This is a genomic window from Anabaena sp. CCY 9910 (genome assembly GCF_963920875.1).
GTDB lineage: Bacteria > Cyanobacteriota > Cyanobacteriia > Cyanobacteriales > Nostocaceae > Trichormus > Trichormus variabilis.
This window is the reverse complement of record NZ_CAWUDJ010000002.1, coordinates 262,650-276,475: the sequence shown is the minus strand read 5'-3', so window position 1 is coordinate 276,475 and position 13,826 is coordinate 262,650. Positions and strand designations below refer to the sequence as shown.

The following is a 13,826-nucleotide window of genomic DNA, read 5'->3' as shown; positions in this document are numbered from 1 at the left end:
AATCTATAAAGATAGGTGGTGAAAAGTGTTTTTAAATCTCATCAATCCGCCAAATAAATTTATAAAATTTCTTGGTTTTGTACAAGATATGGTAGATACAACAAAAGTTTTATCACTACCATCATCAATATGGCAACCAATTGATAACCGTTGGAAGTTATCAAAAATTGTTTTGATTGGCGAATATATTAAATATAGAACTTTTAATGGAGCTAACAAGGCTCTGCCTGTACTGGCATCTAGTTTAGTAAATGCTGGGTTTAACAGAGTTATTCAGCTAGATTTAGAGCGCCCTGACTTGACTATTGATCATGTTTTACGTGAGGTGATAAACGCTGATTTAATTATTTTCGCTGGTTGCTTGACTACTCAATGGCAAGAAATTGATGAACATAGCAAAAAAGTATTTACAGAACTAAAGAAACATGGACGGGAAAATGTTCCAATTTTAGTTGGTGGTTATGCAACAAAAAGCGTCAAAGATATTGCTCAACTTACCCCTTGGATCACCGGATTTTGTGATGGTGAGGGTGAAGAATCAATTGTAGAAATTGCTTATGCAGTTGCCAAAGGGAACTTCTACAGAAACATGAAACATTTACCTGGATTGTGTTTCATGAATCAAGAGAGGGAATTTTACCGCGTTGCCCCTAACCATAATCAGCCTCATAAATTTCACCATTCTATTGCGCCTAGAGTTGAGAATTTTGATGACATAGACCAAAATTTGGGGTTAATTCATATTCCCCAAATTCATAATATGGATATTTTTAAAACTAAAGACGGCAGGCAACTAAAAACAGCCCAGCTTTTTACTCAAAGAGGTTGTCCCTGGGGCTGTGGCTTCTGTAATAAAAGTCAGGAGAATAATCATATAGTCAGATTGAGTGAAGCTTCTTTTCGTCAGCAGCTGCGGCAATTAAAACAGCATGGTTATGAAGCAGTTTATCTCGATGTTGATACCTTTACTGCCCATGTAACAGCAGCTAAAAAGGAAGCAGAAATTCTTAAACAGGAAGGTTTTGTCTGGGGTTCCAATACGAGAATTGACAAAATTGACTATGAACAAATGCGCTATTTGGTAGAGTATAACTGTGTCTATATGTTCTTTGGTGTTGAGCATAGCTTACCAGAAGTATCCTTAGCTAATCATAAATTTAATGGCTCGATTCAAAGCCAAATCAAGCAAGCCTTTGATTATCCATCTAATATAAAAAAAGCATTTCAAGATATGAATAAAGCTGGATTACCCAGCAGTTACTTTTTGATTTTAGGACTACCAAAAGCCAAGCTGAATGAAGATAAAACCGAAATCATCGGTTATGAACCAACGACTTTAGAAGATGATTTGAAGACAATTCGCTTTGGCTTAGAAGAATGCCATCCTGACTTTTTGAACTTTAATATATTGCGATTTATGCCGGGAAGTTTTGCGGCTGATACACCTGGTGATTGCAGCTACTCTTGTGTACGTCCTTCCGGAAATCAGCCAATTACTGCCGGCTATTTCTTACAACGCGCTGTCCAACACTATGGCTATCCCCAGTCGCCCACACATGGAGTTTACCGACTGTGTGAGTCAGTAGGTAGATATCAGCCTATCAGCACAGCAATAAATCCCCAACGGGTTTATGACACAATTTGCTACGCCATACGATTGATTAACGCCAAAATCGACGCAGGCGGTAAAGCTACAAAGTTATTTATTGACAAAGATTTACTAACTTTAGGTTTAGTTAGTCAAGATGAACAGGGACGATATGCGATCGCACCTTTAGAAGATTTTGACAGAATTTAGGGGTATAGGGGTATAGGGGTATAGGGGAAGAAGTAAAGTCTAAATTCTTCGCTTACACCTCCTACACCCTTACATCCTCACACCCCTACACCCTTGTATCCTCACTTTTCCAAAGTCAAGAAATCTTGAATATATATTCACCAAACCCAGATTTTAAGCAAAAATCTCCGCCTAACATCCCCTTAGTCACTTGTCAATGAGTACATATTTCATGTACTCACTAGTATAGTAAAGATAAATTTTTGTGAAGCGAGGACTACGGATGTACATTGTACAGATTGCCTCGGAATGCGCTCCTGTAATTAAGGCAGGGGGTTTGGGGGATGTTGTCTACGGATTGAGTCGGGAATTAGAGATTCGGGGCAATTGCGTCGAACTAATTCTGCCCAAGTATGATTGTATGCGCTACGACCATATTTGGGGATTACATGAGGCTTATTTAAACCTGTGGGTTCCCTGGTTTGGTGCAGCCATTCACTGTACTGTTTACTGCGGTTGGGTACATGGACGGGTGTGTTTCTTCATTGAACCCCATTCTGAGGATAATTTCTTTAATCGGGGCTGCTATTATGGTTGTGATGATGACGATATGCGCTTTGCCTTTTTTAGCAAAGCTGCCTTAGAATTCCTCCATCAAAGCAATAAGCGCCCTGATATTATCCATTGTCATGATTGGCAAACAGGCTTAGTTCCTGTAATGCTCTATGAGATTTACAAGTATCATGGTATGGACACTCAAAGGGTTTGCTACACCATCCACAACTTTAAACATCAAGGAATTGGTGGTGTCAAAACTCTCTGGGCGACAGGCTTAAATAGAGAAGCTTATTACTTCCAAAATGATAAGTTACAGGATGACTTTAACCCCTTTGCCTTAAATTACATGAAAGGCGGTATCGTCTACTCAAATGCTGTTACCACAGTTTCACCAAACCACGCTTTAGAAGCACAGTATACCGACGTTGGTTGTGGCTTAGGGCATACTTTGTATCTACACAAAGATAAATTTAGTGGGATTCTTAACGGTATTGATTACGATTTTTGGAATCCAGAAATTGACCGTTACATCCCCTACAACTACAACCAAGAAGACTTTGAACAAAAACTATATAACAAAAAAGCTTTACGCGAGCGCTTGTTGCTGCAAGCTGCTGATAAACCAATCATTGCTTACATTGGGCGTTTAGATAATCAAAAAGGTGTACATCTTGTCCATCACGCCATTTATCATTCCTTGAATAAAGGAGCGCAATTTGTATTATTGGGTTCAGCAACAGAAGCAGGAATCAATGCTCATTTCCGGCATGAAAAACAGTTTTTAAATAACAATCCTGATGTCCATTTAGAATTGGGCTTTAACGAAGAATTGTCCCATTTGATTTACGCCGGGGCTGATATGATTGTTGTTCCCAGCAATTATGAACCCTGCGGTTTAACACAAATGATTGGCTTGAAGTATGGTACTGTTCCCATTGTGCGCGGTGTTGGTGGGTTAGTAAATACGGTGTTTGACCGAGATTATGACCAAAATTTACCACCAGAAAAACGCAATGGTTACGTATTTTATCAATCTGATAACCAAGCTTTAGAGTCAGCGATGAATCGGGCAGTTGATTTGTGGTATCAGTCTCCTGAACAGTTCCAACAATTGGCGATTCAGGGAATGAAATATGACTACTCATGGAATAATCCAGGCACGGAATATTTAGATATTTACGAATGGATTAAGTACAAATGGTAGATGAATAATTTGTAATTCAAGTAGGGTGGGCAATGCCCACCTTTTGATTTTTTTTGTAGGAGTTGCCCAGTTTTGAGAATGTTGGGTTCCGTTCCTCCACCCAACCTACACCAGTCTAAGTTGTCAGCCTTAACTAAAATGTATTGATCTATAAGCTTGTTTCAAAAAAATTACAAATCCTACATTTCACAAATTACGAATTAAACCAGTGCTTTGAGTAAAGCTTGTAATTTAAGTTGCACTTCCGCAAATTCTTTCTCAGGATCAGAACCGGCAACTATACCAGCACCTGCATAAAGTCTAGCGCGATCGCCATCTATTAAGGCGGAACGAATCCCCACAATAAATTCACAGTTACCTTGAGAGTCTATCCAACCCAGAGGCGCAGCATATAAACCTCTCTCAAAGGTTTCATAGCGACGAATTTCCTCACAGGCTATATCCCTGGCTGCACCGGCTACGGCTGGTGTGGGGTGTAGTTGGGCAATAATCTTTAATGGGTGGACGTTAGCGGGAACTATGGCGTTGATTGGTGTCCACAGGTGTTGGATATTAGATAATTGTCGTAAACGCGGTGGTAATACTTGGGGTAATAAGCCTAGTTGGGTGAGGCGTTGAGTAATGAAATCCATTACTAATAAATGTTCATGCCTTTCTTTTTCGCTATTGAGTAAGCGATTAGCATTAGCCGCATCTTCAGCAGGTGTTTTTCCTCGTGGCGCGGAACCCGCTAAAGCATCAGTAATTAACTGTTGATTATGAATAGTAATTAATCTTTCTGGGCTAGCACCAATAAAGTTTTGTCCCTTGCCATTACTGGTAGAAAATATATAACAATTAGGGTGAGTTCTACGCAAATTATTTAATGAATTTAACAAATTAAAATGCTGATTTGAACTCACATCCAAGATATCTGCTAGAACTACTTTGCTTAATTCCTTAGACTGAATCTTTTCTAATGCTAATGCCACTGATTTTTTATATCTTTCCCCATTAGTAAATAATTTTTTACTTAGATTAGTGGGGAAATAATCAAGATTAGATGAATAAGGTTCTAAAGAATTTATAATTTCTATTTTATCTCGTAAATTTTGTAATAATATTTGAATATTAACGCTAGAGTTAATAACCGTATTCATCACCAATGTACAACATTGATTTTTTACAGATATTTGCCAATGTGGTAAAAAGACTGTCGCGGAAGGAAAGGGATAGTCTAGTTTATTTTTCTCCGCAAAGAAGCTGAAGTAGCAGAAAAAGTGAGGCCCGGCAAAAGGTTGGCTAGTGTTACCAAAATTAACTATATTTTCTAAATTAGATTTAATAAAATACTCGGCTTGAATGAAGCGTTCTTTTCCATCAATTTGTAATTTAGTGACTGCATCAATGCCGGCGATCGCTTCTCCTTTACCTCTGTTCTCAAAGTAAAAATTTATTGCATTTGCTTGCGCTAATTTATCTAATACGGCTAAAGGGTCAACCCAGTCAATTTCTAAAGAAATACTCACAATCTGCCTACAATGATTTTTGAGGCAATTTTCTTGCACAGCTAACAAAAATTGATAGAGGTCTTTTTGTTCGACTAATAAGCTACGACGACATGGTGAAACTGTCATGGATGTAAAAAATAGTAAATTTTTTTTAAGTTATCTTCCAAAGTGTAATTAATCATGGTCGTATTTCTACAGGTAACATATTCAGTCACCATTTCACCAGAGTATGATTTTTCTTGTTGATGGTGTTCCCAGACTCTTACTAAAGCTCTTTAGGGGTGGGTATAAGGATGTGGGGGTGTGAGAGATACTTCCAAAAAAGATACTAGCTTTATTTAACCTGTACTCTACTAGCTAGAGGTATTGTTTATAATTTTCAATTTTGAATTGTTTACCACAACTGATGACTACAAAGCAAATTTCTCATACTAAAATTAAGCTATGGATGGCGGCAATTAAACCGCCGATGTATAGTGTTGCCATCATGCCTATTTGGGTAGGAAGCGCAGTTGCATTTGCTGAGAATAAAGTTTTTAATTTAGCAGTATTTTCTACTTTTATTTTTGCCGCAATTTTAATTCTGGCTTGGGAAAATATCAGTAATGATGTATTCGATTCAGAAACAGGAATTGATGTAAATAAACATCATTCTTTAGTAAATTTAACTGGCAAGAAGGCTTTGGTGTTTTGGTTAGGAAACTTGTGTTTAGTTTCTGGACTATCGGGGATATTAGCGATCGCCACTTGGCAACAAGACCCCACAGTTATCGGCATCATCTTGTTATGCTGTGGTTTGGGCTATATGTACCAAGGCCCTCCCTTTCGTTTAGGATACCAAGGTTTAGGTGAAATTCTGTGCTTTTTTGCCTTCGGGCCGTTAGGAGTGTCAGCAGGATACTATAGCCAAACTCAAACTTGGTCAATCACAAGTTTAGCTGCCTCCGTCATTGTCGGGATTGTCACCAGCTTAATTTTATTTTGCTCCCACTTCCACCAAGTTGATGATGATATCAAAGCAGGTAAGCGATCGCCCATTGTCCGTCTAGGAACAGCCAACGGTGCAAAAGTTCTCACTTGGTTTACAGCCAGCATTTACCCCTTTAGCTTGCTGTTTGTAATTTTGGGATTCTTCCCTGTGTGGACGTTGTTAAGCTGGCTAAGTCTACCTTACACCTTCAAATTATGTCGTCATGTCCAGCAAAACCACAACCAACCAGAAAAAGTCAGCAATTGTAAATTCATCGCCGTAGCTGTCCATTTCTGGAGTTGCTTACTGTTGGGTGTGGGGTTTGTCATTGCTGGTATTTGATACTTATACCAATTCGATTAATGATTGCAACACATCTTTGGGTGAAGAAGACGCGATGAATCGCATCTCTACAGATGGTTCATTTGTCCCAGTCTTTTTTCCAGTTGGTATTCTAGCTGTTGCCAGTAGTGTTAGGACATCAATAGATGATACAACCTAGACACAATAAGACTTTTCACCCAGTCCCCAGTCCCTAGTCCCCAGTTATATTGTGTTTTCCAATTACGAATTCAGCTTTCGCCCCATAGCCCGAAAATTTGTGCGATCGCTTGTTACTAGTCATGGTATCTGGGAAGTAAGGGAAGCGATTATTCTCCGGCTGACAGATACCACAGGTAAAGTCGGTTGGGGAGAAATCGCACCCATTAGCTGGTTTGGTTCGGAGACGTTAGAACAGGCTTTAGATTTTTGTCGCCAATTACCAGAAGAAATCACCCAAGAAATCATTTTTTCCATTCCCGATGATTTACCAGCGTGTCAATTTGGCTTTGAGTCAGCGTTGGAAGCAATGGGGAGTGGTGAAGATGTAACTATAACTCATGCTCAATTTAGCGCCTTATTACCAGCCGGGGAAGCAGCAATACATCAATGGCGGCGCTTGTGGGAGGAGGGATATCGCACCTTTAAATGGAAAATTGCAGTGGGTGAAATAGGTGAAGAATTGAGAATTTTTGACTTACTCACCCAAAGTTTACCTACATCCGCCAAACTGCGCTTAGATGCTAATGGTGGACTGAGTTATCCAGAAGCTCACCTATGGTTACAGGCTTGTGATAATTTACCCGTAGAAGTGGAATTTATCGAACAACCATTACCCGTTGAGCAATTTTCCCAGATGTTGGAATTGAGTGAAGCTTATCCTACAGCGATCGCTTTAGATGAATCTGTGGCTAACCTCAAGCAACTAGCTGCTTGTTATGCACAGGGTTGGCGGGACGTGTTTGTGATTAAACCTGCGATCGCTGGTTCCCCCTCTCGCCTGCGACAGTTTTGCCAACAGCATAAAATTGACGCGGTATTCTCATCAGTATTTGAAACTGCGATCGCCAGAAAAGCATCACTCCAACTAGCAGCAGAATTATCTCGTCACAACAGGGCTGTTGGCTTTGGCGTTAACCACCTTTTTCACCAAGAAGCAGAAAACTGGCTGCAAAGTTTATGGAACAACCCTTAGCCTATCTGAATCGCCTCACTCACCATGATTGGCTGATTGGTTATGACAGCCGAGGGTTTCACCAAAAAGCCACAGAACTGTACTTGCAACTCACCCAATTATCAACACCAGAAACATCACCAAAAATCATCCTAGCCGAACGTGAACCCGTAAACTTTCTAGCTAGTTTTATCGCCGCCTGTGCTGCTAATTGCCAAGTTTTTCTCTGTAACCCAGACTGGGGCGAACAAGAATGGCATCAAGTATTTAATTTAGTACAACCCGATATTATTTTAGGCTTAGAAACTAGGGAGGGAATCTTAAGAGGCAGGGGGGCAGGGGGCAGGGAGCAGGGGGAAAATATCTTACAGACTCAGCACGCTGCTCAACTCCCGTTACCACTCGAAGCGCAGCTATGCCCGCAAGGCTTTACAGCACTCATCATGATTCCCACCGGTGGTTCATCGGGACAAGTTAAATTTGCTATCCACACTTGGGAAACCCTCACGGCTTCAGTGCAGGGATTTATAGAATATTTTCAAATCAAACAAGTTAATTCATATTGTGTTTTACCGCTATATCATGTCAGTGGTTTAATGCAGTTTATGCGTTCTTTTACCACAGGCGGTAAGTTAGTAATTCAACCGTTTAAATCATTAGAATTAAATCAACCATCCCCAATCAACCCTAGAGAATTTTTCATATCTTTAGTACCGACACAATTACAACGCCTACTACAAAACTTAGAATTAACTACATGGTTATCCCAATTCAACACTGTACTTTTAGGTGGTGCGCCGGCTTGGGATGAACTATTAGCAAAAGCGAAATTCCATAACATTCGATTAGCACCCACCTATGGAATGACAGAAACCGCCTCCCAAATTGCCACCCTCAAACCAGATGATTTTTTAAATGGTAAAATTAACAGTGGTCAAATTCTTCCCCATGCTCAAGTGACAATTTGTAATCAACAAGGGGAAATTTTACCAACAAATCACATAGGAAATATCACAATTCAAGCTCAATCTTTATCCCTTGGTTATTATCCCCAAATTGTACAAAACCAAAACTATTTTCAGGTAGATGATTTAGGTTTTTTAGATGAGCATGGTTATTTAAACATTGTCGGTAGAAACAGCGACAAAATCATCACAGGTGGAGAAAACATCTACCCCATAGAAATAGAATCAGCCATCCGAGCTACACAAATGGTAGCTGATATTTGCGTAATTGGCATACCAGATAAGCAATGGGGACAAGCATTAACAGCAATTTATATTCCCAAAGACACCAATACATCTGTCAGTGAAATCAAAACTGCCATCTCCCATCAACTCAGCAGATTTAAAATCCCCAAACATTGGATTCCATTAGATACCTTACCCCGTAACCCACAAGGTAAAATCAATCGCCAACAACTACAACAAATAGCCCTATTGAACACAGAAACTAAGTAAAAAACTCCGCGTACCTCCGCGCCCCCCTCCGCGCCCCTCCGCGTTTAAAAAGCTCCAACTTTAGGCAAACCTCCACCTAACTAGAAAACTCAGCCCGTAACTGACTCACAACCCGATCCAATCCCACAGAATGAGCCGCCTTAAACAACAAACGATCGCCCCCCTGCACAAATGTCGTCAATCGCGCAACTAAATCAGCGTGGGTAGCAAAGCACTCCGATGGGATTCCCTCAGCACTTTTGGCGATCGCTTCCGCATCTTCCCCATCAACTAGCACCAACAAACCATCTAATTTTAAATTCCGTACCGTTTCCCCTACCCGTTGGTGTAACCGTGCCGATCGCTCGCCTAATTCTTTCATCGCCCCCAACACCGCAATTTTCCGTTTTCCTGGTGTGTCGGCTAATAATTGCAACGCTGCCAACATAGCTTCTGGTGCGGCATTATAAGTCTCATCTAATATTAATACATCATTGGGCAAACTAAAACGCTGCGATCGCCCAGTCGGCATATTCACACTTACACCAGCTTGCAAGCTCGACCATTCAATCCCTAACACCTTTGCCACGGCCAAAGCTGCTAAGTAATTAGTGGCGTTGTGACGACCGGGTAAAGGTAAAGGTAGACGTAATCCAGCCACTTCCACAATGGCGTTATCAACTAGGGAACCTTGAACATCTCCACCAGATAAACCATAGGTTAACACTTCCCCTGACCAAAATTTTGCCGCCGTCGCCATCAACAAAGGATTGTCATGGTTGAGAATCGCTACACTATCCTTGGGCATTTCGGCTAATAACTCACATTTTGCCTCAGCTATTGCCTCTTCTGAACCCAATAACTCAATATGTGCCGTCCCGACGTTGGTAATCACCCCAATTGTGGGATTGGCTATTTGGGCGAGTTCAGCAATTTGTCCCCTACCCCGCATCGCCATTTCAATCACGGCGTAGTCGTGTTCAGCGTTCAGTTCCAAGAGAGTTTTCGGGACACCGATTTCGTTATTGAAATTACCATAAGTTTTGTGGACATTGCCTTTTGTCCCCAATACTGCGGCGATCAATTCTTTGGTAGTAGTTTTACCTACCGAACCCGTCACCCCAATCACTGGTATATCGAAGCAATCACGCCACCATCTACCCAGTTTTTGATAAGCTTCTAGAGTATTGCTGACTTGTAAAACAGGTAATCCTGGGTTCTCATAATCATCATCAACAATAGCCGCGATCGCGCCATTAGCGATCGCTGTCGGGACAAACTCATGTCCATCAAACTTTTCCCCCCGAAAAGCCAAAAAAACTTCCCCAGGTTTGATAATCCGCGTATCTGTTTGGATACCACTGCTAACTTGTGCTAACGCCGCTTCAGATATATTTACAGGACGAGCTAAAAGAACTTCTATTAGTTGATTTAAAGTAACAGACCAAGACATATAAAATTCAAAATTCAAAACTAAATATGCCAAAGAAGGTGAACTCCTTTGGCACACTTAGTATATAAGTATTTGGTAATTATGGCTTGCTAATTGCCAGAAATAATTTTGTGATCAGCTTAAATTTGGTTTTTGAGCGACATCGTTTGTAAAATTCGTGCTGCTATATCAGGGGAGATATCCAAAGCTTGATATAAATCGTTTAAAAAGTTTGTTTCTTCTTCAGTAACATGATTTTCACTCAAAACCAAATCACTGGCTACGGCAAAAGCTACTTCTCGTAACTCTAGAGATAAAGATTCTTTAGCCAAATTAAATAAGGCATTAAAACCGTCTCGCCGGAGAATCATCAAGGTTTTGTCACACAACTGGGCGATCGCTTCCGTGGAGTAATTTCTCAAAGGCTTTGAGCGAGACAGTTCACAAGAGATGGAACGCTCTTGTTCATAGGATAAATAACCATCTAACGCTGTCGCCAATAAAATAATAGCAACAAAAGCTTCTGTGGAACTGAGTACTTCTGGGGCTTGGTTTTCTCTGCCCAGGAAGGTGTCTAATAAATTCATGATAGTCGCTCCTGGTGGGGGTCTCAATAGCGGTACAGTTACCCGTTTGTTTTTGGCTTACAGATAAGTCTGCATCGCTGTGAGACTTAACATAATTTAGTGTTCCCAGGATTTTTGTATAGCGAACACTAGTAATTAATGGGTTGCGACTAAAAGTATACCTTTAGGAGTGGATTTAATGTTCTCCTGTCTTCTCAATTGTTTCAATAACCGCCAGACCTATACCAGAAGCTGTAATCAACAGTACTACCGATAGCAGAAAGGCGCTGGTTAGCATCCGCAAGGCTTCATCGAAAAAAATGTAGGTGGTCATTGCTTCACCTGTTGAATTCTGTGCTGCTAGTACTTTTTGTTTCTCCACCTCCTGAGTCAGGAATTCCGTCGAGAAACTGCTAGCAATTGCATCTTAACAAAACTTTAGCTCCTTCAGTTTATGAAAAAAAATATTTCTTTCTGAAGATTCGATGAAATTAGCCTAGATTTTGTTGCGTACAGTACTGAAAAATTTTTTATGAGAAGAATCAGCTATCTTTATTGTGCTTACTTTAGTTGATGGAGAGTAAAATAAAACACTTATATTCTGGAAATATCTCTGAATCCTCATAAACAGGCATAAAATTCATAGCAGCCTATTTTTGATCTCTCAATCGCTAAAATACTGAGCAGATATTTTGAGGAAATTTACTGATAAAACAAAATTTGCAGACCTTTGCTTTTACATCAGGTCAATTATGAGAAATAATTAAGAATTTATTTACAAAATTTATATGTTTTCAGCCTAAAGATGGAAGATTTTGTCAACGGTAAACTTTATTGATATTGTTTCTTGTGAATTCTGCGGTGTTTTCTCCCAAACGAAAGCAAAAATAAATCCATGATACAAAATGATACAGAACTATTGACAACATCTGGTGCGGCTGTACCTATTCTGATTACGGGTGGTGCAGGCTTTATTGGCTCCAATTTCGTCCATCATTGGTATGAACAGTACCCAGGCGATCGCATAATTGTTTTGGATGCGCTCACCTATGCAGGGAATCGCCAAAATTTAGCAGATATAGAAGGAAAAGCAAATTTAAGATTTGTCAAGGGAGATATAGGCGATCGCGCCCTTATAGATCAGCTACTAGAGGAAGAAAAGATTCAGGCGATCGCCCACTTTGCAGCTGAATCTCACGTTGATCGCTCAATTGTCACGCCAGATGCTTTCATTCAGACCAACGTTGTAGGTACATTCACCTTATTAGAAGCTTTTCGCCATCACTGGACAAAACAAGGCAAACCAGCAAACTACCGCTTTCTCCACGTCTCTACAGATGAAGTTTACGGCAGCCTTGAACTAGATGATCCAGCTTTTACAGAAACAACTCCCTACGCCCCCAACAGTCCCTATTCCGCCTCTAAAGCAGGTAGTGATCATTTGGCACGAGCTTATTACCACACCTACGGTTTACCAACCTTAATTACAAATTGCTCCAATAACTACGGCCCCTATCACTTCCCCGAAAAATTAATTCCCCTAATATGCCTCAATATTCTCTTAGGTAAACCTCTACCTATCTATGGAGATGGGTTAAATATCCGTGATTGGTTATATGTTGAAGACCATTGTCGTGCTTTAGATATTGTCATTCATCAGGGTAAACCAGGAGAAACCTACAACATTGGCGGTAATAACGAAATCAAAAACATTGACCTTGTTCAGATGATCTGTGAGTTAATGGACGAATTAGCCCCTGATTTACCCGTCTCTCCCGCCAGTAAACTCATTACCTTCGTCAAAGACCGCCCCGGACACGATCGCCGTTATGCGATCGATGCGACAAAAATCAAAACAGAATTAGGCTGGGAACCCCAACAAACAATCTCGACCGGATTACGCCACACCATCCAGTGGTATCTAACTCATCGCCATTGGTGGGAAGCACTTTTACCAAAGGAGTAGGTCAAGATTGTCAGGGAAAAACCATGTTCACCAACTTTGAACAAACCATAGTTGATACAACAGCAGCTCAAATCAATCTAGTCAAAGGAGGTCAAGGCGCGCCACTACTTTTATTACATGGCTATCCTCAAACCCATGTCATGTGGCATAAGATAGCCCCTCTCTTAGCTGAAAACTTCACCGTAGTCGCCACAGATTTAAGAGGATACGGTGACAGTTCCACACCCACCAGTACACCCAATCACATCAATTATTCCAAAAGGGTGATGGCGCAAGATCAAGTCGAGGTCATGTCAAAGCTAGGATACGAAGAATTTTATGTCGTCGGCCATGACCGAGGAGCGCGAGTTGCTCATCGTCTGGCGTTAGATTATCCTCATCGTGTCAAAAAACTAGCCTTACTAGATATTGCACCCACCCATAAAATGTACAGGACAACCGATCAAGAATTTGCCACAGCTTATTATCATTGGTTCTTTTTGATTCAACCCGATAATTTACCAGAAACCTTAATCGGAGCCAATCCCGAATATTATCTACGCAACTGTTTAGAAAAATGGGGTAAAGATTTTTCAGCTTTTCATCCTCAAGCTTTAGCCGAATATATACGCTGCTTTTGTCAGCCTGCTGTAATTCACGCAACCTGTGAAGATTATCGTGCTGCGGCCACGATTGATTTAGAACATGATGAACTCGACATAGAACAGAAAATTCAATGTCCTGTACTGGTGCTGTGGGGTGAAAAAGGAATTATTGAACGCAAATACAATGTTTTAGAAACTTGGCAAGAACGAGCCATTGATGTGCAAGGTCAGTCTCTGCCTTGTGGTCATTTTCTACCAGAAGAAGCACCAGAAGAGACTTATCAGGCTATTTATAAGTTTTTGGGCAATAATTAAACTAGCATTGGTAATCGGTCATAGGTAATT

Annotated in this window: 12 protein-coding genes; 8 read left to right on the top strand and 4 right to left on the bottom strand. The window is 40.6% G+C overall.

What is annotated here, in order from left to right; genetic code table 11:
- Positions 1 to 25 precede the first annotated feature (25 nt).
- A complete protein-coding gene (locus ACM5QX_RS03665; RefSeq protein WP_414752417.1) occupies positions 26 to 1,798 on the top strand; it encodes a B12-binding domain-containing radical SAM protein in 1,773 nt (590 codons plus the stop codon).
- A gap of 262 nt (positions 1,799 to 2,060) precedes the next feature.
- Positions 2,061 to 3,539: a glycogen synthase GlgA gene (gene glgA / locus ACM5QX_RS03660; RefSeq protein ID WP_414752416.1), complete on the top strand. Its 1,479-nt coding sequence runs from the start codon at positions 2,061 to 2,063 to the stop codon at positions 3,537 to 3,539.
- A 200-nt stretch (positions 3,540 to 3,739) separates the two neighbouring features.
- Here glgA and ACM5QX_RS03655 read toward each other — a convergent pair whose 3' ends face one another.
- Positions 3,740 to 5,155 carry an isochorismate synthase gene (locus tag ACM5QX_RS03655; RefSeq protein ID WP_414752415.1) on the bottom strand — a complete coding sequence of 472 codons (1,416 nt, stop codon included), beginning with the start codon at positions 5,153 to 5,155 and terminating at the stop codon, positions 3,740 to 3,742.
- Between the two features lie 280 nt (positions 5,156 to 5,435).
- Between ACM5QX_RS03655 and menA the strand changes: the two genes are divergently transcribed.
- Genes menA through ACM5QX_RS03635 form a run of 4 tightly spaced genes read left to right on the top strand, consistent with a single transcriptional unit; the run spans position 5,436 to position 8,954 of the window.
- Positions 5,436 to 6,341: a 2-carboxy-1,4-naphthoquinone phytyltransferase gene (gene menA / locus ACM5QX_RS03650; RefSeq protein ID WP_414752414.1), complete on the top strand. Its 906-nt coding sequence runs from the start codon at positions 5,436 to 5,438 to the stop codon at positions 6,339 to 6,341.
- Entirely contained in the window at positions 6,322 to 6,501 is a 180-nt protein-coding gene (locus ACM5QX_RS03645) for a hypothetical protein (RefSeq protein ID WP_414752440.1), read from the top strand. The genes menA and ACM5QX_RS03645 overlap by 20 nt, the downstream gene beginning before the upstream one ends.
- A gap of 51 nt (positions 6,502 to 6,552) precedes the next feature.
- A complete protein-coding gene (locus ACM5QX_RS03640; RefSeq protein ID WP_414752413.1) occupies positions 6,553 to 7,515 on the top strand; it encodes an o-succinylbenzoate synthase in 963 nt (320 codons plus the stop codon).
- The gene (locus ACM5QX_RS03635; RefSeq protein ID WP_414752412.1) at positions 7,500 to 8,954 is read left to right on the top strand and encodes a 2-succinylbenzoate--CoA ligase; all 1,455 of its coding nucleotides are present in this window, start codon (positions 7,500 to 7,502) and stop codon (positions 8,952 to 8,954) included. The genes ACM5QX_RS03640 and ACM5QX_RS03635 overlap by 16 nt, the downstream gene beginning before the upstream one ends.
- A 76-nt stretch (positions 8,955 to 9,030) precedes the next feature.
- Here the strand turns inward: ACM5QX_RS03635 and ACM5QX_RS03630 are convergent, their stop codons facing one another.
- From ACM5QX_RS03630 to ACM5QX_RS03620, 3 genes are all read right to left on the bottom strand, one after another.
- Positions 9,031 to 10,386 carry a UDP-N-acetylmuramoyl-tripeptide--D-alanyl-D-alanine ligase gene (locus tag ACM5QX_RS03630; RefSeq protein ID WP_414752411.1) on the bottom strand — a complete coding sequence of 452 codons (1,356 nt, stop codon included), beginning with the start codon at positions 10,384 to 10,386 and terminating at the stop codon, positions 9,031 to 9,033.
- 119 nt (positions 10,387 to 10,505) lie between these two features.
- Positions 10,506 to 10,952 carry a tellurite resistance TerB family protein gene (locus ACM5QX_RS03625; protein ID WP_414752410.1) on the bottom strand — a complete coding sequence of 149 codons (447 nt, stop codon included), beginning with the start codon at positions 10,950 to 10,952 and terminating at the stop codon, positions 10,506 to 10,508.
- 175 nt (positions 10,953 to 11,127) lie between these two features.
- The gene (locus tag ACM5QX_RS03620; RefSeq protein WP_041456794.1) at positions 11,128 to 11,265 is read right to left on the bottom strand and encodes a hypothetical protein; all 138 of its coding nucleotides are present in this window, start codon (positions 11,263 to 11,265) and stop codon (positions 11,128 to 11,130) included.
- 561 nt (positions 11,266 to 11,826) lie between these two features.
- On the opposite strand from ACM5QX_RS03620, the gene rfbB reads away from it, so the two are divergent.
- Together rfbB and ACM5QX_RS03610 are read left to right on the top strand one after the other, a co-directional pair.
- Positions 11,827 to 12,897: a dTDP-glucose 4,6-dehydratase gene (rfbB, locus tag ACM5QX_RS03615; RefSeq protein WP_414752409.1), complete on the top strand. Its 1,071-nt coding sequence runs from the start codon at positions 11,827 to 11,829 to the stop codon at positions 12,895 to 12,897.
- On the top strand, positions 12,846 to 13,796 hold the full coding sequence (locus tag ACM5QX_RS03610; protein WP_414752408.1) for an alpha/beta fold hydrolase: 951 nt from the start codon (positions 12,846 to 12,848) through the stop codon (positions 13,794 to 13,796). Before rfbB ends, ACM5QX_RS03610 begins: the two co-directional genes overlap by 52 nt.
- The last annotated feature ends 30 nt before the right edge of the window (positions 13,797 to 13,826 follow it).